A 20,336-nucleotide genomic window follows, 5' to 3' on the forward strand; every position below is an offset into this window, starting at 1 on the left:
CTTAAGACTTTTGACTTCACTAAAACTTTGCCTTAATCCGCTAACTTAAAAATACTCCATTAGGATTTAGCTTATGTATCAAACAGATCCTCCTCGTCCTGCGAAAGAAGCCCTACCTACCATGTACGATCTTCCTAGTGAAGACCCTGAGGAACCTGGTTTGCCTGACGAATTTCACGCTTTTCAACCCCAACTATTGCGGGAAACTTTCTCTCCACCCGACTATCCAGCAGACCAAATATTTGTTGCTAGTGACTTAAATCTCTACTATGACCCACAGCATACCCTGTGGTACAAACGCCCAGATTGGTTTGCGGCTGTGGGAGTATCTCGTCTCTACGAACAACGAGACTTGCGTCTGAGTTATGTCATTTGGCAAGAAGGAGTTGCTCCCTTTGTTGTAGTAGAGTTGCTATCTCCTGGTACAGAAAAAGAAGACTTAGGACAAACTATTCGGGAGATTAACCAACCGCCAACGAAGTGGGAAGTTTATGAGCGAATTTTACGAGTTCCTTACTACATTGTCTTCGATCGCTACACCGACAAACTTCAAGCATTTCAATTAGTTGCAGACCGCTATAGCGATTTCAACCTGAATACATCACGAGTCTGGATGCCGAGTCTAAAATTAGGGTTAGGACTTTGGCAAGGTTGCTATCAGGGCATTGAGCGGTTGTGGTTGCGCTGGTACGACGCAAATGGAAATTGGCTTCCCACTCTCGTAGAACAAGAAAGCCAACGGGCTGAGAAATTAGCGGCAAAACTGCAAGAATTGGGCTTTGACCCAAATCAGTTATAAAAATGCATCCGCTAGCGGCAAAAACACCCTTGTTTGACTTGGTACAAAGCTCTAATTACAGCAGTTTTGATTTATTTAAACCACAATGTCGTGCTTTTGATTATCGTCCTTTCAAAAAAGGGTGAAAAAGCAAAGCGCTACCTCACCTTTGTTTGATGCTAAAAATGCATAAATTTATCTGAAAATAGACGAATATTGGGAAATTTCATCATCTACAGAGAAATCTACCTCAGCTTTATCCCGTCCACTTGCCAGATAATCATTTTCAAAAGCATCAGTCAGCCCAGAAATCAAATCATATTCTGGCTGCCAGTTCAATTCTGTTGTTGCTTTATTTACAGATGCAAAGAAATGCTGCATCCGCAATGGAAAAGCTTTGCGTTTGCCAAAATCAAATTTTTTCGGGTCGTAATGCACAATTTTGACCGCGTCGGGTGATTTGCCAGCAGCAACAGCACAAGCACGGGCTAAACCATCAAAAGTGATGAAGCGATCGCCTGAAATATTATAAATCTGTCCTACCGCCTGCTGATTGCCTAAAACCTGAGTCATAGCCCTTGCCAAGTCTTTAACATGACCTAGCTGAGTGATGTGCGATCCATAACCAGGAATAGGAATCGGACGATCGCGTACAATGCGATCGAAAAACCAGCTTTCCAAGTCGTTATAGTTGCGCGGCCCGTAAATGTAAGTTGGACGAATAGAAGTAAAAGGCAATCCCTGCTGAGTTAAGAAAGCTTCTGTTTCATGCTTACCTCGGTGGCGACTTTTGGGATCTACCTCATCGCCTTCTACATGAGGCAGTTGGTCAGATTTAAGATACACCCCCGCAGAACTCATGTAGACAAAATGCTGCACTCGGTCTTTAAATATTTCTGCTAGTGGTTGAGTATCTGTAAGTTCCCGTCCATTGTTGTCAAAAATTGCATCAAAATTTTCTTGTGATAATTTTTCTCTTAGCTGAGTGGCATCAGTGCGATCGCCTATAATTTGTTTTACTCCCTGCAAAGAAGGTGCGGGACGATTACCACGATTGAACAATACCAAATCATGTCCTTGTTCCACTAGCAGTTGAGTCAGGTAGACACCAATGAACCTAGTACCACCCATAATTAAAATTCGCATAAATTCCCACTTCTTATGTCAAATACTTAGGAACTAAAGATTGGGGACTGGGTAAAGATGTACTCTTCCCAATCCTTAACCCCCAGTACCCAATTTGAGGTTATCAGGTTGCAGCATCTCTCTGGAACCTCTTGGGCAAGAATTACGTCTTGGATTAAACCTGGGGCGCTTCCCGTTCGTCGATCGCAAAGGGAAACTTTTCAGTTAACCTCAAATTTGCCTTACGTTTTTTCTATTTTTTAAAGTTAGCTGTGCCCTTGAAATACGCTCTGGTTCATGAGTGGCTGACACCGAAAGCCACCGGCGGTTCAGAACTAGTTGTACGGGAAATTCTGAATCACGTTGATGCTGATTTATATGCCCTCATTGACTTTGAATCCAGTAATCCCGAAAGTTATTTGTACAAACGTCAGGTTGGTACGACATTTCTCCAACACTTTCCCTTTGCCCGTAACGGTGTGCAACAGTATTTGCCTCTTTGGCCGTTGGCGATTGAACAACTTGATTTGCGACAATATGACGTAATTCTGTCTTCATCCCATGCTGTCGCCAAAGGAATCTTGACTAGTCCCGATCAGTTGCATATTTGCTACTGCCATAGCCCTATGCGATATGCCTGGGACTTGACTTTTGATTATCTGAGCCACAACAAAATGGGAAGTGGTGCAGCTGGCTGGGTAACGCGGTATTTATTGCATCGTTTGCGTCATTGGGATGTCCTCAGTGCAAATCGTGTTGATTACTTTATTGCCAATTCACAGCATATAGCTCGCCGCATTTGGCGCTGCTATCGGCGTGAAGCTACAGTGATTTATCCGCCTGTGAATATCGAAGCTTTCCCTTTTTTTCCTCAGAAGGAGGATTTTTACCTGACAGTTTCCAGGTTAGAGAGTTATAAACAAGTATCTTTAATTGTCAAAGCTTTTAATCAATTGCAACGACCATTAGCGATCATTGGTACAGGTTCCGAAATGAAAAAAATTCGCGAGATAGCCAACTCTAACATCCAAATACTGGGATGGCAGCCCGATGATGTGGTAAAAAAATATATGGCTAGAGCTAAGGCATTTGTGTATGCAGCTTGTGAAGATTTTGGCATTGCCTTAGTGGAGGCACAAGCTTGTGGTACTCCGGTGATTGCCTATGGTGCGGGAGGTGCTTTAGAAACAGTGCGAGACATACGCTCTTGCGGGGATACAGGCACGGGCCTATTCTTCCAGATGCAAACAGAAGCAGCTTTGGTAGAAGCAGTAGAAAAATTTGAAATGTATCAAGATTTGTTTAATCCTGAGTATGTGCGATCGCACGCCGCTCAGTTTTCACCGCAAATCTTCGCACAGCGTTATCTAGAATTTTTAAATAAGTGCAAAGAAAAAAGACCATCTCTCCCAGGAAGGTCTGGATTTTTGTAATTGTTTTGTAGGCTTTTGGCAATTTCCCCCCAGAAGCACCTCCTTTTAGCTTTAAGATTGGGACTATGTGTGGTGTGGATTATTAAGGAGTATGATGACTGCCCAGAGCTCACTCCTCTCCGGCAAGCGAGGCCTACGGCAAGACGCTAGAGCGTCTACACGTACTTACTTAAAACGTGGTCAAAAAACAAAGATGCCCAAGGTCAAACCCAAAAGTTTGTCTTTTCAGGGTTTAAACGGAGAGTTTGCCAAACGACTGTTCGATATAGCGTTTTCGCTGTTGGTATTGATTTTGTTCTTCCCCGTCTACTTAATCTTGGCCTTGCTGATTGCTTTAAGCTCAGAAGGCCCAATTTTTTATATTCAAGAACGGGTTGGTAAAAACTACAAACCCTTTAACTGTATTAAATTCCGAACAATGGTGAGCAATGCGGACGAAGTCCTAGTGCAAATGATGGAAACATCGCCCCAATTGCGGCAAGAATTTGAGAATAGTTTCAAGCTTAAACAAGACCCCCGCATTACAAAAATTGGTCGATTTTTGCGAATTACTAGCTTGGACGAATTTCCCCAGTTCTGGAACGTTTTAAAAGGGGACATGAGTGTTGTTGGCCCGCGACCTTTAGTAGCGGAAGAACTACCAAAGTATGGCGATCACATCGATCAGATATTAACAATTCGACCAGGTATCACTGGATTATGGCAAGTTTCTGGGCGTAACGACATTCCCTATCCTCGGCGAGTCCAAATAGACCTGCATTATGTCAAATTTAGGAATTTTTGGCTCGATTTATGGATAATGTTGAAAACGATTGATGTGGTTATTATCCCCAAAAATAACGGAGCGTACTGAAAAAAACTTAACTATTATCTACGGGGCATAAACTGCCCCCTGTACTGCTTCCTTGGAAGTGAAAATACTTTATGCCTGTAGCTTTCGACCGATTGTCAGAGAGCCAATTATTTTTGTCAAAATGCACTAGTACAACGCGGCATAAGTTTGCAGACCATTTAAAATGGGCAAGAAGTTGCTGCTATGTAAATGTTCTTTACTTCATCCTTTAGCTTTTATATTTTAGCCTTCTCATACTAGAGACACATTCTCCAGTAAGTACTTAATTGAGAGCAACCTCAGAACATCAACGCTATTTACTACCAAGCAGTTGAAACAATACAGACTTGTTCTGAAAATTTGATTTTGGTTTTTCACAATATATATATGATTTTAAGTTGATTCAGTCTTAACAAAAACCAAGACTGTATGAAGTTTTGACTAAGATTAAAAAATTTATACCAAATTCCTTAATCATCTCAAGTTAAGCTATTTAGGGTTGACTTGTTTAATTACATTTTATTAAGTATATTTGTTTACGGAAAAGTTCTGTATCAATCGATTAAGACCCGTAGGTTTCCCATTAGGCAATTTAGCGATGAGCTGCTAGGTTGTATCAATTAAACTGCAAATATTTCATCAAAGACAACAAGGGATAATTGAGCATGACGCAAAACAAGCGCGCGTTGATTACTGGTATTACCGGTCAAGATGGTTCATACCTGAGTGAGTTTTTGCTAGAGCAGGGTTATGAAGTTCATGGCATTATTCGCCGGACTTCTACCTTCAATACAGACCGCATCGATCACATTTACGAAGATCCTCATAAAGAAGGAGTGCGGTTGTTTCTTCACTACGGTGACCTGACGGATGGTACAACGCTGCGACGCATTTTGGAAGAAGTCCAACCAACAGAAATTTACAACCTCGGCGCTCAATCCCATGTAAGAGTAAGCTTTGATTCGCCAGAATACACGGTCGATGCAGTTGGAATGGGAACGCTGCGATTACTAGAAGCAATCCGCGACTACCAGCAGCGCACTGGCATTGAGGTGCGTTTTTACCAAGCTGGTTCTTCAGAAATGTATGGTTTAGTACAGGCAGTGCCCCAAAGCGAGACAACGCCGTTTTATCCCCGCAGTCCCTATGCTTGTGCTAAAGTCTACGCCCATTGGCAAACAGTAAATTACCGCGAGTCTTACAATTTATTTGCTTGCAATGGCATACTTTTTAACCACGAATCACCACGCCGTGGTGAAACCTTTGTAACCCGCAAAATTACTAGGGCAGTCGCTCGCATTGTGGCAGGAAAGCAGAAAAAGATTTACATGGGCAATCTTGATGCCAAACGAGATTGGGGCTACGCCAAGGATTATGTTCGGGCAATGTGGCTGATGTTACAGCAAGACCAGCCAGACGATTATGTGATTGCTACTGGCGAAACCCACTCAGTGCGGGAATTTTTGGAACTGGCATTTGGCTACGTGAATCTCAATTGGCAAGATTATATAGAGTTTGACGATCGCTATCTGCGCCCTGCGGAAGTAGACTTGTTAATTGGCGATCCTACCAAAGCAAAACAGAAGTTGGGCTGGACACCTTCAGTAACCTTTGAAGGACTAGTTGCTTTGATGGTAGAAGCAGATTTACAAGCATTGGGTCAAACTTCGCCCAATGGAAATGGTTCGTCCATTCCTCACGACATTGCTACTATTCGTCAAGAACTGGGCGCTCTCCACTTCTGATTTACACCGCACAGGAGAAAAATATGACCGCCTTAGAACTAAGAAATAAACGGATTCTCGTCACTGGTGGGTCGGGTTTCCTGGGTCGTCAGGTGATAGATCAACTGAGTAAGGCTGGTGCCGATCGCGCAAAGATTACAGTACCGCGATCGCGCGACCACGATCTGCGTGTTTGGGAAAATTGCCAACGCGCAGTCGATCAACAAGACATTATTATCCACCTAGCAGCTCACGTCGGTGGTATCGGTCTTAACCGCGAAAAACCGGCGGAATTATTCTACGATAACTTGATCATGGGAACCCAGCTAATCCATGCTGCCCATCAAGCTGGAGTAGAAAAATTCGTCTGTGTCGGTACTATCTGCGCTTATCCTAAATTTACCCCAGTGCCATTCAAAGAAGATGACCTTTGGAATGGCTATCCAGAGGAAACTAACGCTCCCTACGGAGTTGCAAAAAAAGCGCTTTTAGTCCAACTCCAATCCTACCGTCAGCAGTACGGCTTTAATGGCATTTACCTACTGCCAGTAAATTTATATGGTCCAGAAGATAACTTTGACCCCAGAAGTTCCCATGTAATACCGGCGTTAATTCGCAAAGTTCACGAAGCCCAAGTTCAAGGAGAAAAGAAACTTCCTGTTTGGGGTGATGGGAGTCCTACTCGCGAGTTTCTTTATTCAGAAGATGCGGCGCGAGGGATTGTGATGGGAACTCAATTTTACAACGAATCCGAACCAGTTAACTTGGGAACGGGTTATGAAATCTCCATCCGCGATTTAATTACTCTCATCTGCGAACTGATGGAGTTTGATGGTGAAATTGTTTGGGAAACTGACAAGCCCAATGGTCAACCTCGTAGGTGTTTGGATACTGAAAGAGCCAAGCAAGCCTTTAATTTCACTGCTCAGGTGAGCTTCCAAGAAGGGCTAAAAAATACGATTGAGTGGTGGCGTAAAAACGCTGCATAGTCTTAGTAGGGTGGGCAATGCTCACCCTTCCTTTTTAATTATCAAAATGAAATCTAATCAACGTTGGGTTTTGACATTTTGGGTTTACCTCGGAATTTTGATATCTATTTCTCTGGCAGCATATTTAAAAGTTATACCATCTGAAATATCAAAATTTCCGTATTACGACACAATTTTACATTTTCTCTTACTCGGAATCGCTGCTTACTTGAGCCATCTAGCTTTAAATAAACGTAAAATTAAATTCTTAAATATTTCTCTGCCACTTGCACCATTAATTGTGATATTTTTTTGCGTAATTGATGAAATAATTCAACTCTTTGTACCCTATCGGAGCTTTGATTTAGTTGACTTAGCCGCTGACCTTTGCGGTATTGTCTTATTTACATGGTTAGCAGAAAGACAAGGTCAGAAAGCAGGGGAGCAGGAGAGCAGAGGAAGATAAAACTACTGACTACTGTACAGACGCGATTAATCGTGTCTCTAGTAATGACAGAAATTGTGGAAATTGTGGAAAACATAATACAGGTCTGTTGAAAGTACAGTTTAGCAGGTTACGATCTGTGGAAAACTTGTGGAAAACCCCTCTATTTTTTCCACAGGGTAATTATACTTAATGAAGTTTTCCACAAAAAATCATGATTTTTCCACAGACGAATTTAAATTTAATCAGTTTTTATACTTTACTTAATATCGTCATTTAGCTGTTAAATAACCCTATTATTGCTAGTTATGAAAAACCACAAATTATTTTCCAGATGACTTTTGAGAGCGGCTAGTCATGTTGATGCGATCGCCCAGTTGACGTAGGGTTTGCGCTAAATTGCGATCGCTTTCCTTTAGTTGAGTAATTTTCTCATAACTGTAGATCACCGTTGTATGATCTTTACCTCCAAACTCTTCACCAATTCTCGGCAAACTCAGATCGGTGTGTTGGCGCATTAAATACATACCTATTTGACGTGCCCAGCTAATTTCTCGTCGCCGTGAGTTACTTTTGAGGTCTTCAATTGAGACATTAAAAGCATCAGCAATAACCGTTAAAATTGCCTCTGATGTAGCTTCTACTTTCTCGCTGGGTGTCTCTAAAACTGGTGTAATATTTTCTACCGTCATGGGTAAACCCCAAATAGAAATATAGGCCACTGCCCGAATTAAAGCTCCTTCTAATTCGCGAATATTAGAAGTAAAGTGAGAAGCAATATATTCAATCACATCTCGGGGAAGGCGGATATTTTCGTATTCAGCTTTTTTCTGGAGAATTGCCATCCTCGTTTCTAAATCTGGAGTTTGAATATCAGCAATCAAACCCATAGAAAACCGGGAACACAAACGTTCTTGTAAACTAGGGATTTGATTAGGAGGACGGTCAGAAGCAATTACAACTTGCTTGCCAGCTTCATGTAAAGTATTAAAAGTATGAAAAAATTCTTCTTGAGTGTATTCCTTACCCTCAATAAACTGAATATCATCTACTAGCAACACATCAGCAGCTCGGTAATGCTCTCGGAAATTTTGCATACTATCATTGCGAATTGCTGTAATTAAATCGTTAGTAAATTGCTCTGTAGAAACATAAAATATTTTGGAATCGGGATAAATTTCCCAGCGATAATGACCAATAGCCTGCATGAGGTGAGTTTTTCCCAAGCCGACACCACCGCATAAAAATAAAGGGTTAAACTCCTTGCCTGGAGATTCAGCAACAGCCAAAGACGCTGCATGAGCCATACGATTGTTGGCTCCAACTACAAAGCGAGAAAATACATATTTCGAGTTTAATTCAGTAGTTGCCTGTCGTTTTCTAGGAACACTTTCAGAGACAATGCTTTGGTTTGGAGATTCCCAAGAAACTTCTCTATCACCCAGATGAGTAACTTCATCACCTTGAGCAACGGTAATATAAATTTCTACGGGGTGACCTAGGATATCTTCTACTACATGAGCAATGGTGTTGATGTAATATTTTTGTAACCAATTACGAGCAAAAGGATTAGGAGTAATTATTACCAAGCAATTGTTTTCTAACCGCTCCGCACTAGCAGTTTTAATCCAAGTTTCAAAGGTGGGGCGAGATAATTCTAGTTGTAAGCGCTCTAGCACCTGACTCCAAAGACTGTCAATGGGAGTTGCCATCATTTACCACCTTTGCTGCTAATCGTCACAATAGAAGATGTAAGCAAGCACCAATTTAGCATTCAACAAGCCCTAGACCTGAGACAAACTTTTGAGTTGTAATCATTCTGAGACAAACCCGGTAGGCAATATCCTACCACCCACTGACCAGCACGGAGAAGCAAAGACACATGAAGATAACAGAGCATGACTTAGAAGTCCAGGATATTGATACACAAGGTTTACCCCCAAGGAGGGGATCGACCGGTATTATATTGATGCTATTGAGTGGGATAGCAGTGGTGTTCTTGGAAGGCTGCTCCCTTCTATCTGCCAAAACTTTTGAAACTCGAACAAATGAATCCCAGTCTCAAGTTTCAGACCAACAAGCAAATAACACCAATCCGGCAATAGTCCCCCCAGCGATTTTCTCATCGTCTGGAGATCCTAACTTTGTAGTCAAAGTGGTGCAACAGGTGGGAGGTGCAGTAGTTCGGATTGATTCTTCCAGAACGGTGACTTCTCGAATACCGGATGAATTTAACGATCCATTTTTGCGACGATTTTTTGGGGACGTGCCATCACAGCCTAGACAGCGGGTTGAGCAGGGTAGCGGCTCTGGATTTATTATTAATTCCTCAGGTCAAATTGTGACTAATTCCCATGTAGTGGACGGTGCCGACACTGTAACCGTAACCCTGAAGGATGGCAGGACTTTTGATGGCAAAGTGCTGGGCGAAGATCCGGTAACGGATGTGGCTTTAATCAAAATTGATGCCAATAACTTGCCAACCCTGTCTGTGGGAAACTCCGAGGTGTTACAACCAGGAGAGGCAGTAATTGCGATTGGCAATCCTTTAGGTTTAAACAACACAGTTACTTCTGGGATTATTAGTGCCACAGGTCGCTCTGGTAGTGATATCGGTGCTAGTGACAAGAGAGTTGACTATGTGCAAACTGATGCTGCAATTAATCCTGGTAACTCTGGCGGGCCGTTGCTGAATGCCCGCGGTCAAGTAATTGGCATGAACACAGCCATTATCCGAGGCGCTCAAGGTTTAGGATTTGCCATTCCCATCAACACCGTGCAAAGAATTGCTCAGGAATTAATTACTAAAGGTAAAGTCGAGCATCCTTATTTAGGTATTCAGATGGTGACATTGACACCAGAAATTAAAGAAAGAATACAGGAGAGAGCAGGCGATCGCATCAATCTCACAACAGATAAAGGCGTTTTGTTAGTTAATGTCGTCCCCCGTTCTCCAGCAGCTGTTGCTGGGCTACGAGCCGGCGATGTGGTTCAACGCATTAATAATCAATCTGTAACTAAAATTGAAGAAGTACAAAAGCTTGTGGAAACTAGCAAAATTGGTAGCCCTTTACAAATACAAGTAGAACGCAATGGGAAAACAACAGAAATAGCAGTCAGTCCTGCACCTTTGCCAGTGCGGCGAGAAAGCTGAAGGTAGGGGCAGAGGGACAGAGGAGCAGAGAGAGAAAAATTACAACTGATAACTGACTAAAGGAGTTTACTGATGACTGAATCGTCACCAATCATTCAATTAGGCAATCCTATACTGCGCCAAAAAGCTACTTGGGTTGACAATATTCACGATGAAAGTGTTCAACAACTAATTGATGACTTAATAGCCACCGTTGCTAAAGCTAATGGCGTGGGAATTGCTGCACCTCAAATAGCAGAACAAAAACGTTTATTTATTATGGCCTCTCGTCCTAATTCTAGATATCCTAACGCCCCGGAAATGGAACCTACTGCCACGATCAATCCTAGGATAGTTGCTCACTCAACTGAAGTTGTAAAGGGTTGGGAAGGTTGTTTGAGCATTCCTGGTATTAGAGGATTAGTTCCTAGATATCAAGCAATTAAAGTTGAATACACCGATCGCAATGGCAAGTTACAAAAACAAGAATTTACTGATTTTGTCGCCCGTATATTTCAGCATGAGTACGACCATCTTGATGGTATTGTCTTTGTAGACCGCCTGGAGAACACTCTCGACATGATTACTGAGCAAGAATACCAAAACCGAGTAGTTAACAAGACTTAATTCAATATAGTTCTTAAGAATGAGACCGGACACCGAAGCTTAAGGTATATTTAACCTATTGTTAACCTTGTTTTTGGTGCAACTATCGGTTAAATGACACAAATTATCAGTAGTTGCGTGTTAAGTCCGCAGTCAAAAATGTCTCCTGACTTAATCTCTGCTCAGCGTCAAAGCGATGAAGTCAAAGTGAATAGAAATAGCACCGAGGCTGTTGCATCAAACGTGCAACTGTCTACTGGTGGAGTGCAAATCGTACATGCAACAAATAGGCGCATACGCATCCGTGCTACTGACGGTAGTCTTAACACAAAATTAGAAACGATAGCCCAAAATTTGCGGCAGCACCAAGGAGTGAAAGAAGCTTCGGCTAACCAGCAAACAGGCAGTTTGGTGGTTACCTTTGATGAAAATTTGGTGACATTGCCGCAGATGTTGAAGATACTTCGACAATTTGATATTCAACAGTCAGATTCACCTGATTCACTCAGCAATATAGATCCTTTTGCAGCGTGGAAATCTCTTGATTTTTGGAAAGAACAGTCCATTTCCTTCATCCCGTTGATGACAGGGTTGGCGGTGACAGGAGGGCTGGGAATCAGCGGTTTGGCAGCGATTCCAGTCTATATGATTACCTCAGATGCAACTCGTCGAGCGATCGACTACCTAGGGCCGCAATTTTCGACATCAGAAAGCAGCAAGAATTCAGATCCTGTTGCGACAACAAAATTGTCTCAACCTTCCTTATCAACCAGCGATCGCCAAGTAGAACCTCCAGCACAAAATAATAAAGATGGGGACACAGCAGTCGTTTACAGAGTTGTCCATGCAATTGCGGGAAGGATTAGGTTTCATCTGCCTCAACTCGCCCAAGATCGTGCCTATGCACGGCGACTTGAGAGGTTGCTCAAAACAGATCCCCAAGTTATCAATGTGCGTTTGAATAGCGATGCAGCATCAATCGCGATCGTATATCAGCCTCATAATGTGCCTTTAACTCATTGGGTGAGTCTGATGGAATTAGCGTTGGAGACGAACCCACCCACACATCCCATCCAGGCGATAAATGAGCAACTGCCTCTAGAACCAGTAAATCAGCCTGATGAAGCTAGAGCTTTGGAATCAGTAAATCAGCCTGATGAAGCTATAGAGCCAACAACATTTGACAATACAACCTTAGATGTATCCAGGTTATGGGCTGATATGAAATCTTCAGGACTGTCTTTTTCCTTAGCCTATTTGGCGAAATTTCCGTTATAGACAGTTCCCCGATTTGGGAACACTGGAGGACAAAGATGGATGGTTCCATATCTTCATCAACATTGCACTCAGAACAAACTTCGACAACAGCGGCACAGACAAATCACGTCTGCAAGCAGACTGTCAAGGTAGTTATCAAGTTCGTTTATAGAATCGCTCATGCATTTCCTGGATTAGGATTTTCCTTAGCTCGAATGAGTGAAGATCCCAAATCCCAGCAACGCCTTCTCAAATTGCTTCAAGAAGAACGTTGGGCGATCGCTACGCAAGTTAACCCTGATGCAGGAGCTATTATCGTTACCTGCAAACCAGAGGTGATGTCAGAACAGATGCGAGCTTTACTAAAACAGTTGGCTACTGTATTGAATTCTGCTGGCGAAGCAGAAGTAGCTATCGAAAAGCCAACTACAGCACCAGTTATTTCAGACTCAGAGTTTCAGTCTGTTACTCATCCTCAAATAACCGAGCAACCGGCAAAAGTGGACTATAGCATTGTTCATGCAATTCCCGGACGAGTGCGATTTCATATCCCTCAAATTGCCTCAGATCCTAAATATGTCCAACGGCTAGAGACTTTACTCAAAGCAGATCCAGCAGTGAGGAGTGAACGAGTCAATAAGGATGCAGCATCAATTGCGATCGCCTATGAAACTGAAATGCTTCGGGATGCCAAAAAGCGAGTGCAAAGCGTTTTTGCAGGAATAGTGTCCCATCTAGTCAGTCTAATTCAGTCCGCCGCGATCGCCGCAGAGTAAGCGGGGGAGCAGGGGAAGCTGGGAGAACAGGGGGAGATGAGGAAGAAATAATAACTAATTCTACTTTTTACCTTCTGCCTTCTGCCCTCTGCCTTCTGCCTTCTGCCTTCTGCCTCCTAACTCAGCACTTAGTAAGTGAATAACCAACAAACTTATAAATCTGTATGAGAGTGAAGGAATGGCAAAAGTTACTGTTCCACTAGCATCGCCTCCACCAGTTCAAATATTGCAAAAGACTGTAGGAGAGAAGAATGAAGAAGTTTGTCTAGCTCCAAAATTTGAGAAAACTTTGCAGGAACAAAATGGCAAAGTTTCTTCAGGAGAGAAAAATGGACACTCTTCTCAAGTTACTAAATCCTACAGTATTGTCCATGCTATTCAAGGAAGGGTGCGGTTGCGCGTGCCTCGGTTACGCCACGATCGAGACTATACTCAGCGTCTGCAAGCTTTACTGGAAGACGATCCCCTCATCACGAGCATTCGGATTAAGCCTGCGGCAGCGTCGCTAGTTGTAACTTATAAATCTAGTGCAGTTGCTGATGCCAAGATGCAATCGCGTTTGAACTGTCTGATTGTGACTGCTGGTGATGTAGAAATAGTGCCAAGAGTTGCCGCTAACCAGTCATTAGTTGTTCCCACAACTGATACGGAGAATTCCTGGCCTGGTTTGCAACTTTCGGCTGTTGCTACTGTTTTAGCTGTGCTTGGAGGGCCTTTTGGATTGCCCATTCCACCAATGATGGTGGCGGGAACCATCGTCCTAGCGACTTGGCCAGTTTTTCAAAGAGCGCTAGCAGGGATTGCAACGCAGCGAAAACTGAATATAGACTTTTTGGATTTTATGGCGATCGCAATTACCACAGTCCAAGGTCAGTTTCTTACACCATCGCTGATGTTGAGTTTAATTGAAATTGGTGAGAACATCCGCGATCGCACTGCTCGTTCTTCGCAATTACAAACTCTGGATCTACTCAATTCTTTAGGACAATTTGTCTGGGTTGAGCGCGATGGAGAGAAGCAACAGATTCCCATCCAAGATGTACGGCGCGGCGACACAGTAATTGTCTATCCTGGCGAACAAGTCCCTGTGGATGGCTCTATCTTGCGGGGGAAAGCACTGTTGGACGAGCAGAAACTTACTGGTGAGTCCATGCCAATTTTAAAAAAGCAGGGACAGCCTGTTTTTGCCTCAACTTTGGTACGGGAAGGACGAATTTATATTTTGACAGAGCGGGTAGGTAATGACACCCGTGCCGGACAGAGCATCAAGTTAATGCAAGAAGCTCCTGTCCATGATACCCGCATGGAAAACCATGCCACCAAAATTGCTGAAAGAGCCGTTGTGCCAACTTTGTTACTAGGAGGAATAGTATTTGCCGCAACTCGCAACCCAGCCAGGGTAGCTAGTGTCCTGACTCTCGACTTATGCACAGGTATTCGGGTGTCCATTCCGACAACAGTTTTGGCAACACTGACTTATGCAGCACGGCACGGCATTCTCATACGTAGCGGCAGGGCGTTAGAACAACTAGCAGAAGTTGATACCATTGTTTTTGATAAAACAGGCACCCTGACGAAAGGGGAAGTAGCTGTCATTGGAGTTGAGAGTCTCAATCCCTCCGTGTCCAGCTTGCGAGTCTTAGCCTTAGCCGCGGCCGCTGAACAGCGGTTGACACATCCAGTAGCCGAGGCAGTGATCCGCCACGCCGAAGCAGAGCAAGTGACAATTCCCAACCGTAGTAAGTGGAACTATCAACTGGGTTTAGGCGTGCAAGCAGAAATTGAAGGCGAGACTGTTTCTGTAGGCAGCGATCGCTTTTTGCGCCAGCAAGGCATTGATATGGAACCGCTCAATGGACACCACCAATGGTCGGCCTCCGCGATTTATGTAGCTAGCAACGGTCAACTTCAAGGTAAAATCAGATATAGTGATATTCTGCGGCAAGAAAGCCGAGAAGTCATTACCCAACTGCTGACAGTCGAAGGTGTAGAAGTTCATATGCTCACCGGAGACAACAGGCGCACAGCTCGTGCTGTGGCTGCTGAGTTGGGCATTCCACCGATGCATACTCACGCAGAAGCTTTTCCAGAACAAAAAGCAGCAGTTGTCCGAGAACTGCACGAACAAGGCAAGACAGTTGCATTTGTTGGTGATGGGATCAATGATTCGCCAGCTTTAGCCTACGCTGATGTTTCAGTATCCTTTGCCAACGGTTCTGAGATTGCCCGCGAGACAGCAGACTTAGTGTTAATGCAGAATGATTTGCACGGCTTATTAGAGGCAATTGCGATCGCACGCCAAGCTAAGCAACTGATTCAGCAAAACACTGGTATTGTTGTTGTTCCTAATTTGGGAGCATTAGTAATAGCCGTTTTATTCGGTCTGAATCCATTGGGAGCGACGGTAGTTAACAATGGTTCAACTATCGTTGCCGGAGTCAATGGTTTGCGCCCAATCCTCAAACATTCACCACAAAAAACTCTACCATCGGCAAGATGAAATTGCCATCTTGGGTAAATTACGGTAAAAAGCTTTCACACAACTTTCTAATTCATTGGAGGAAAATTAACTATGGCACCCAAAATTACTGATTTTGTTGAAGACGCTGGCGCTCCTGGAATTATAGCTGGTATTGGAGCAGTATTGCTAGCACCGGTCATCCTTCCCATTGTTGCAGGAATTGGTAAACCGATAGCTAAATCAATCATCAAAGGTGGAATTGTCGCCTACGAAAAAAGTAGAGGAGCCTTTGCAGAACTGGGTGAAACCTGGGAAGACATTGTCGCCGAAGCCAAGGCTGAACTCGCAGAGTCCAAAGAAACCCCAGTATTTGAATCTGCTAACAGTCCTGCTGACAACACGATAGAAGGATGAAGGATGTAGACGCGTAACGGTGAGAGAGTCGCAGTCTTGGGGTCTCCCCCTTCGGATGACGCTCCTTCTCCCAAGGAGAGCCACTGCGATCTGCAAGCAGATTCATCCATAGAGAACATAAAAGTAAAGCATCTTTTTTCCAACCCCCGGATTTATCTGTGGGGTTACTTTATCCTTTAGAGAAGGGCGGTTGTGTGATGACAAATAGTCATGGTAATCTCACCAAAATGCCTGAAGTTATGGAACAGGCAAGCTTAAATAAGCCATCCAAAGCCATACTTACAAGAGTTATCAGCGATACTCCAGGGAGATTACGCTTGAGAGTTGCTCGAGCCCATCGTCAACCAGGGGAAATGCAACGCATTACTCATGCATTAGTAGCACAACCCAACGTCAGTCAAGTGCGAACTAATATTAGTCACGGTAGTATTGTCATCAACCACGATGGTAAAGATGAGAGTTTGAAAAATGTGATATCCACACTAGTGGATTTAGGAATTATTTTCGGCAATATTACTGAGGGTAACTCTGAGGCAGCGGTGGATATCTCAGTTGCAGTTATAGACTTAAATAAACGAGTCGAACAAGCAACCAATGGAGTGGTCGATTTGCGCTTTCTTTTCCCTTTAGGACTTAGTTTCCTTGCTACTCGGCAACTGTTGGCTAAGGGTTTACAATTTGAAAATATTCCCTGGTACGTGTTGGCATGGTATGCCTTTGATAGTTTTATTAAGTTGCACGGTATGAACCAATTAAACTCCAACAGGGAGTGATATAATAGCATTTCTCAAGAACAGTCAAAAAATATTCACTAAGGTGAAACTGTATTAGAGGCAGCTAAACAAGAAGCACGATTGTGGTTGCAGATTGCAATCGATCGCCTTGCTTCAAGATATAAGCATCCTCAAAGTCAGTACTTTGTTTAACTACAAAGGAAAAGGATAGCGATCGAAATGCCAAAATAATTTGTACATACCCTAGAGGAGGAAGCTGTGGCAACATAGTCGCAGAAGCTTTATCACCAAACTGGGTCGATAGAGATTTCCGTTAATTTTATGAATTTGTACATGTAACTAAATTAACATCATGAGTAAAAAATGGGCAGTTAAGCGAATCACTTTAAATTTGGCAACAAAAGAAGCCGAGAAGCTGGAACAGTATTGCGAACAAACTGGTAGGCCAGCTACAGATGTAATTCGAGAACTCATCCGAGCATTGTCAGTAAATTAATCTGGGTAGTATTAGAACTTGGCTTATTTTTGTTACTAATCATTCAGTGATTGTTCTCTATTAATCTTTAACCAAATTTTTGGTTATTATATTCACTTATATTTTTTGTGCAGTGACGTAACTTAGATTACTTCCATTTGGAAAGTACATTTGCACTAAATATTTTCCAATGCTGACATTCTGGAGTTTTGCGATCGCAATTTGAAAAATGATTGCGGCAGATGGATTTACGCAAAGCTAGACATACCAAAGCGATTCCCAATTATCCCAGTTCCTACCCTACAATACTCCTTCAGAGAACTCTTCGGCAAAGCCTTTCTCGTACCCCGCAGGGGTACGGCAACGCCAAGGGCGAACAAGTCAGCGTTCGCCCTTGGCGTTGCCGTAGAGGCAAAGCGGCTTGCCGCAGGCTAGGGTAAGAATTGGTGTCCTAGACTGCGATCGCCTCACCGCGACGCTAATAAGTTAAGGTAATTCCTTGAATTAGTTCTCGAATTACATCCTTAGCAACTTTACCCGTTTGGTTACAATAATTATCAAGTCTTTTGGCTTCATCTAATGCTAGCTCTACAGTTATTTGCTCGCCTGCTTTATCTAACTCTAGTTCTATAGTAATTTGTTTGACTGTCTCTTTTTTACTCGGTGATGGAAAACTGGGAAATTTATACACTGCGACCTCGTGGATACTTCATAATTTTGTATCAAGATTAATAATGTTCCTCATCCTGAATCGTCTTTGCCAGTGAAAATCTAGATTTTAAGATTGAATTTAAGCTTTTTAAGCTAGCTGTATAAAAATAAGCCTTATATCGTCTTTGTCAGCATGAAATACAGTTGAAAGAATAGGAAAAATAAAGCTTTATTTTTTTCTTTTACAGTTGAAAATTAGGAAAAAATTATTGGATGAATGCTATACCTAAGTATTATTTTTATAGTTGTTAAATATCATACAAAACTTTTTGCAGTAAAGATCTGATTTTTAGCTTTATTATGTCGATAATCAGAACGTTTTAGTTTAGGCTCGATAATTTTGAAAGTATTAAATATTACGTTATTTGTAATATAGGTTATTCAATCTTCAAAATAAATTTTACATTCATCTTTAAGTTCAAGCCTAACTTACTGATTTTCTTTTGCTTGAGTTCTAAAAAATGACTACAAAATATAACACTGATTTAGTAATAATATGCAATAACTATTAATACAGTGGGTATGAAATAATTACTCAGTTGAAATAAGGCTAAAAAGCTGATTTTACCAGCAATATTTCTCTAGCTTTCGGCATGGCCGCTTTCTATCAGTAGTTATTTAAATAACCATATTAGTAGTATTGGAGATTTTGTATATCACTTCAACGTATCATTATCTGTTGAAAAATCATAAAAAATTTAGTACTAAACTAGCTTCATCAATAGTTATTTACTTTGTTGTTAGTAGTCACGCTCATGTTACAATTCTCGCAATGTAAAAATTTAGTTAAATGTGCGATCTCAATCACCTAAATTGAACACTGAGTAAAAGGCTCTAAAGTCGAATACATTACAAACTGGGATTCATTCAAGATTGATCTCATAGCAAACCATCTGCACCTAATTTTTAAAAGCAGAGTGGTTTTAAAGATGATGACAGTACGTGAGTACAAAAGAAACCATGAATACTGATTTTTCAGTAGTCGATACTGCTAACAATGCTTGGATGCATCAACCTAATTCTGTGCAAAACAACGATCTCTTTTCCCAAAAAGCGATTTATGCCACAAGCTTAATTAAAATTCAGAAGTTTTTAGATCGGGCAATAGTATATGCTTGGTACACAGTTAAGTCAGAGCGCAGACCACCAACTTTGACCCCTATACGTTGGGTATGGCGGCTTGCAGGTGCGTATCATTCAAGTCGCTACACTTCACCGCTGATGGAAAAAGCATCTCACCGCTTTGCTGCATTGGGTCATTGGAATTTAGCACAGTGGGCTGCACAGAAAGCTAGAGAAGAGACAGACCATGACCTACTCGCTCTACTTGATATTCAGTCTATGGGATATGATGCTGAGGCTGTAGTGCAAGCACTTGCTCCATCCACTATTGAAGATTATGTCAATTACTTTACTAAAATAGTGGAGATGACTAATCCTATTGATTGTATTGGCCTTTGTTATGCGAGCGAACGTCTAGGAACGTTTGTAGGTGAGGAATACATCCGAAAAGTGGAGGCTTTGTTACCCCCAGGAACCAAAGCCACACGTTGGTTGCGCGTACATAGCAATATTGGATCGGAAGTGAAGCATGTACAGGATATAGTTGAGATTGTTGCACAGCTTACCCCGCAGGAGTGTAACCTTGTAGCGAGAGCCTGTTATGAGACTGCACTTTTACGCTTTATGCCACCAAAGGAAGAGTACATATCAGACGATGAACTACAAGATATCTTGAAACCACTAAAAGTATCTACATGTCTGCAAGCTAAATCTGCGTTTTCATAGTCAAGCTAACAAATTAATTACTTGAGATAGCTGATTTCAACTATCGCACAATCATAATCTTACTCAAACAACTTTTAGGAGAATAAAGTAATGATCGCAGTAACTGACATTATTGAGCAAAATTCTTTAAGACAAGAGCTTACCAACAGGTTGCTCAAAACTAGTTTTGATATCTTTGAGACTAATTTTGATGTATTGGATGAAACTGAAATTGATTATTTAGAAACTATCATGACTACTGAATTTAAGCAAGGAATGCCTAACGACACTGAAATTGCTTTTTTTTAAATTCAGCTTATCTGTCAATGTTAATTTCTTAAACTTGAAACTCTTGATATTTAATGATTATGTAAGCTTTGTAAGCATATACTCTAAATCAGTTTCAAAGCAATTTAATACTCAATAAGTCAACAGCTAGACAGTTGGTAATTAGCATTGACCAAGTAGAATAAATGTACTATTAGTTGGTCTAATAATTCAGAAAAAATTTGCCGTAGGCTAATTTATTAAATAGTAAAATATCAACTAGTTTGATACTTGAGTTTGGACTAATTGGCATTTAGCAGCAATGAATAGAAGGCAAGAGAAAGTTACTCAACTTCTTTTAGAGGCTGAGTTAAGTTGAATAGTTGAAAAAGAAGTAGAAACTAAGCAGCAGTTAGGTCAGCGTTCTTAA

General features: G+C 42.0%; 21 protein-coding genes. 17 read left to right on the forward strand and 4 right to left on the reverse strand.

Annotated features, from left to right (window positions below):
• The first annotated feature begins 73 nt into the window (after window positions 1-73).
• A complete protein-coding gene (locus RMY31_RS34740) occupies window positions 74-799 on the forward strand; it encodes a Uma2 family endonuclease (RefSeq protein ID WP_322659293.1) in 726 nt (241 codons plus the stop codon).
• Between the two features lie 174 nt (window positions 800-973).
• Here the strand turns inward: RMY31_RS34740 and RMY31_RS34745 are convergent, their stop codons facing one another.
• Entirely contained in the window at window positions 974-1,924 is a 951-nt protein-coding gene (locus RMY31_RS34745; protein WP_322659295.1) for an NAD-dependent epimerase/dehydratase family protein, read from the reverse strand.
• 251 nt (window positions 1,925-2,175) lie between these two features.
• On the opposite strand from RMY31_RS34745, the gene RMY31_RS34750 reads away from it, so the two are divergent.
• The 5 genes from RMY31_RS34750 to RMY31_RS34770 all read left to right on the forward strand — a co-directional run bounded on the left by RMY31_RS34750 (window position 2,176) and on the right by RMY31_RS34770 (window position 7,326).
• The gene (locus RMY31_RS34750) at window positions 2,176-3,336 is read left to right on the forward strand and encodes a glycosyltransferase (RefSeq protein ID WP_322659297.1); all 1,161 of its coding nucleotides are present in this window, start codon (window positions 2,176-2,178) and stop codon (window positions 3,334-3,336) included.
• A 94-nt stretch (window positions 3,337-3,430) separates the two neighbouring features.
• Window positions 3,431-4,189, forward strand: coding sequence for a sugar transferase (locus tag RMY31_RS34755; RefSeq protein ID WP_322659335.1), 759 nt, complete (start codon window positions 3,431-3,433; stop codon window positions 4,187-4,189).
• A 644-nt stretch (window positions 4,190-4,833) separates the two neighbouring features.
• Window positions 4,834-5,913 carry a GDP-mannose 4,6-dehydratase gene (gene gmd, locus RMY31_RS34760; RefSeq protein WP_322659299.1) on the forward strand — a complete coding sequence of 360 codons (1,080 nt, stop codon included), beginning with the start codon at window positions 4,834-4,836 and terminating at the stop codon, window positions 5,911-5,913.
• Window positions 5,914-5,936: 23 nt separating this feature from the next.
• Window positions 5,937-6,881, forward strand: coding sequence for a GDP-L-fucose synthase family protein (locus RMY31_RS34765; RefSeq protein ID WP_322659301.1), 945 nt, complete (start codon window positions 5,937-5,939; stop codon window positions 6,879-6,881).
• 46 nt (window positions 6,882-6,927) lie between these two features.
• Entirely contained in the window at window positions 6,928-7,326 is a 399-nt protein-coding gene (locus tag RMY31_RS34770; protein ID WP_322659304.1) for a VanZ family protein, read from the forward strand.
• A gap of 302 nt (window positions 7,327-7,628) precedes the next feature.
• On the opposite strand, the gene dnaA is transcribed toward RMY31_RS34770, so the two are convergent.
• Complete coding sequence (gene dnaA / locus RMY31_RS34775; RefSeq protein WP_322659337.1) at window positions 7,629-9,017, reverse strand: chromosomal replication initiator protein DnaA; 1,389 nt, start codon at window positions 9,015-9,017, stop codon at window positions 7,629-7,631.
• A gap of 170 nt (window positions 9,018-9,187) precedes the next feature.
• On the opposite strand from dnaA, the gene RMY31_RS34780 reads away from it, so the two are divergent.
• From RMY31_RS34780 to RMY31_RS34810, 7 genes are all read left to right on the forward strand, one after another.
• Entirely contained in the window at window positions 9,188-10,459 is a 1,272-nt protein-coding gene (locus RMY31_RS34780; RefSeq protein WP_322659306.1) for an HhoA/HhoB/HtrA family serine endopeptidase, read from the forward strand.
• Between the two features lie 72 nt (window positions 10,460-10,531).
• Window positions 10,532-11,065 (forward strand): peptide deformylase, encoded by a 534-nt coding sequence (gene def / locus RMY31_RS34785; RefSeq protein ID WP_322659308.1) that lies wholly within the window; start codon window positions 10,532-10,534, stop codon window positions 11,063-11,065.
• Between the two features lie 93 nt (window positions 11,066-11,158).
• Window positions 11,159-12,322 carry a hypothetical protein gene (locus tag RMY31_RS34790; protein WP_409879319.1) on the forward strand — a complete coding sequence of 388 codons (1,164 nt, stop codon included), beginning with the start codon at window positions 11,159-11,161 and terminating at the stop codon, window positions 12,320-12,322.
• 35 nt (window positions 12,323-12,357) lie between these two features.
• The gene (locus RMY31_RS34795; RefSeq protein WP_322659312.1) at window positions 12,358-13,077 is read left to right on the forward strand and encodes an HMA2 domain-containing protein; all 720 of its coding nucleotides are present in this window, start codon (window positions 12,358-12,360) and stop codon (window positions 13,075-13,077) included.
• Between the two features lie 178 nt (window positions 13,078-13,255).
• The gene (locus RMY31_RS34800; protein ID WP_322659314.1) at window positions 13,256-15,577 is read left to right on the forward strand and encodes a heavy metal translocating P-type ATPase; all 2,322 of its coding nucleotides are present in this window, start codon (window positions 13,256-13,258) and stop codon (window positions 15,575-15,577) included.
• 72 nt (window positions 15,578-15,649) lie between these two features.
• The gene (locus RMY31_RS34805) at window positions 15,650-15,952 is read left to right on the forward strand and encodes a DUF5132 domain-containing protein (RefSeq protein ID WP_322659316.1); all 303 of its coding nucleotides are present in this window, start codon (window positions 15,650-15,652) and stop codon (window positions 15,950-15,952) included.
• 194 nt (window positions 15,953-16,146) lie between these two features.
• Window positions 16,147-16,725 (forward strand): HMA2 domain-containing protein, encoded by a 579-nt coding sequence (locus RMY31_RS34810; RefSeq protein WP_322659318.1) that lies wholly within the window; start codon window positions 16,147-16,149, stop codon window positions 16,723-16,725.
• A 64-nt stretch (window positions 16,726-16,789) separates the two neighbouring features.
• On the opposite strand, the gene RMY31_RS34815 is transcribed toward RMY31_RS34810, so the two are convergent.
• On the reverse strand, window positions 16,790-16,954 hold the full coding sequence (locus tag RMY31_RS34815; protein WP_322659320.1) for a hypothetical protein: 165 nt from the start codon (window positions 16,952-16,954) through the stop codon (window positions 16,790-16,792).
• Between the two features lie 81 nt (window positions 16,955-17,035).
• Between RMY31_RS34815 and RMY31_RS34820 the strand changes: the two genes are divergently transcribed.
• Both RMY31_RS34820 and RMY31_RS34825 read left to right on the forward strand, forming a co-directional pair.
• Complete coding sequence (locus tag RMY31_RS34820; RefSeq protein WP_322659339.1) at window positions 17,036-17,182, forward strand: CopG family transcriptional regulator; 147 nt, start codon at window positions 17,036-17,038, stop codon at window positions 17,180-17,182.
• A 221-nt stretch (window positions 17,183-17,403) separates the two neighbouring features.
• Window positions 17,404-17,601: a hypothetical protein gene (locus RMY31_RS34825; protein WP_322659322.1), complete on the forward strand. Its 198-nt coding sequence runs from the start codon at window positions 17,404-17,406 to the stop codon at window positions 17,599-17,601.
• A gap of 38 nt (window positions 17,602-17,639) precedes the next feature.
• On the opposite strand, the gene RMY31_RS34830 is transcribed toward RMY31_RS34825, so the two are convergent.
• A complete protein-coding gene (locus RMY31_RS34830; protein WP_409879322.1) occupies window positions 17,640-17,852 on the reverse strand; it encodes a CopG family transcriptional regulator in 213 nt (70 codons plus the stop codon).
• A 980-nt stretch (window positions 17,853-18,832) separates the two neighbouring features.
• On the opposite strand from RMY31_RS34830, the gene RMY31_RS34835 reads away from it, so the two are divergent.
• Window positions 18,833-19,660: a hypothetical protein gene (locus tag RMY31_RS34835; protein WP_322659324.1), complete on the forward strand. Its 828-nt coding sequence runs from the start codon at window positions 18,833-18,835 to the stop codon at window positions 19,658-19,660.
• A gap of 90 nt (window positions 19,661-19,750) precedes the next feature.
• Window positions 19,751-19,948: a hypothetical protein gene (locus RMY31_RS34840; RefSeq protein WP_322659325.1), complete on the forward strand. Its 198-nt coding sequence runs from the start codon at window positions 19,751-19,753 to the stop codon at window positions 19,946-19,948.
• The last annotated feature ends 388 nt before the right edge of the window (window positions 19,949-20,336 follow it).

Source organism: Dendronalium sp. ChiSLP03b, from assembly GCF_034531165.2.
GTDB lineage: Bacteria > Cyanobacteriota > Cyanobacteriia > Cyanobacteriales > Nostocaceae > Dendronalium > Dendronalium minutum.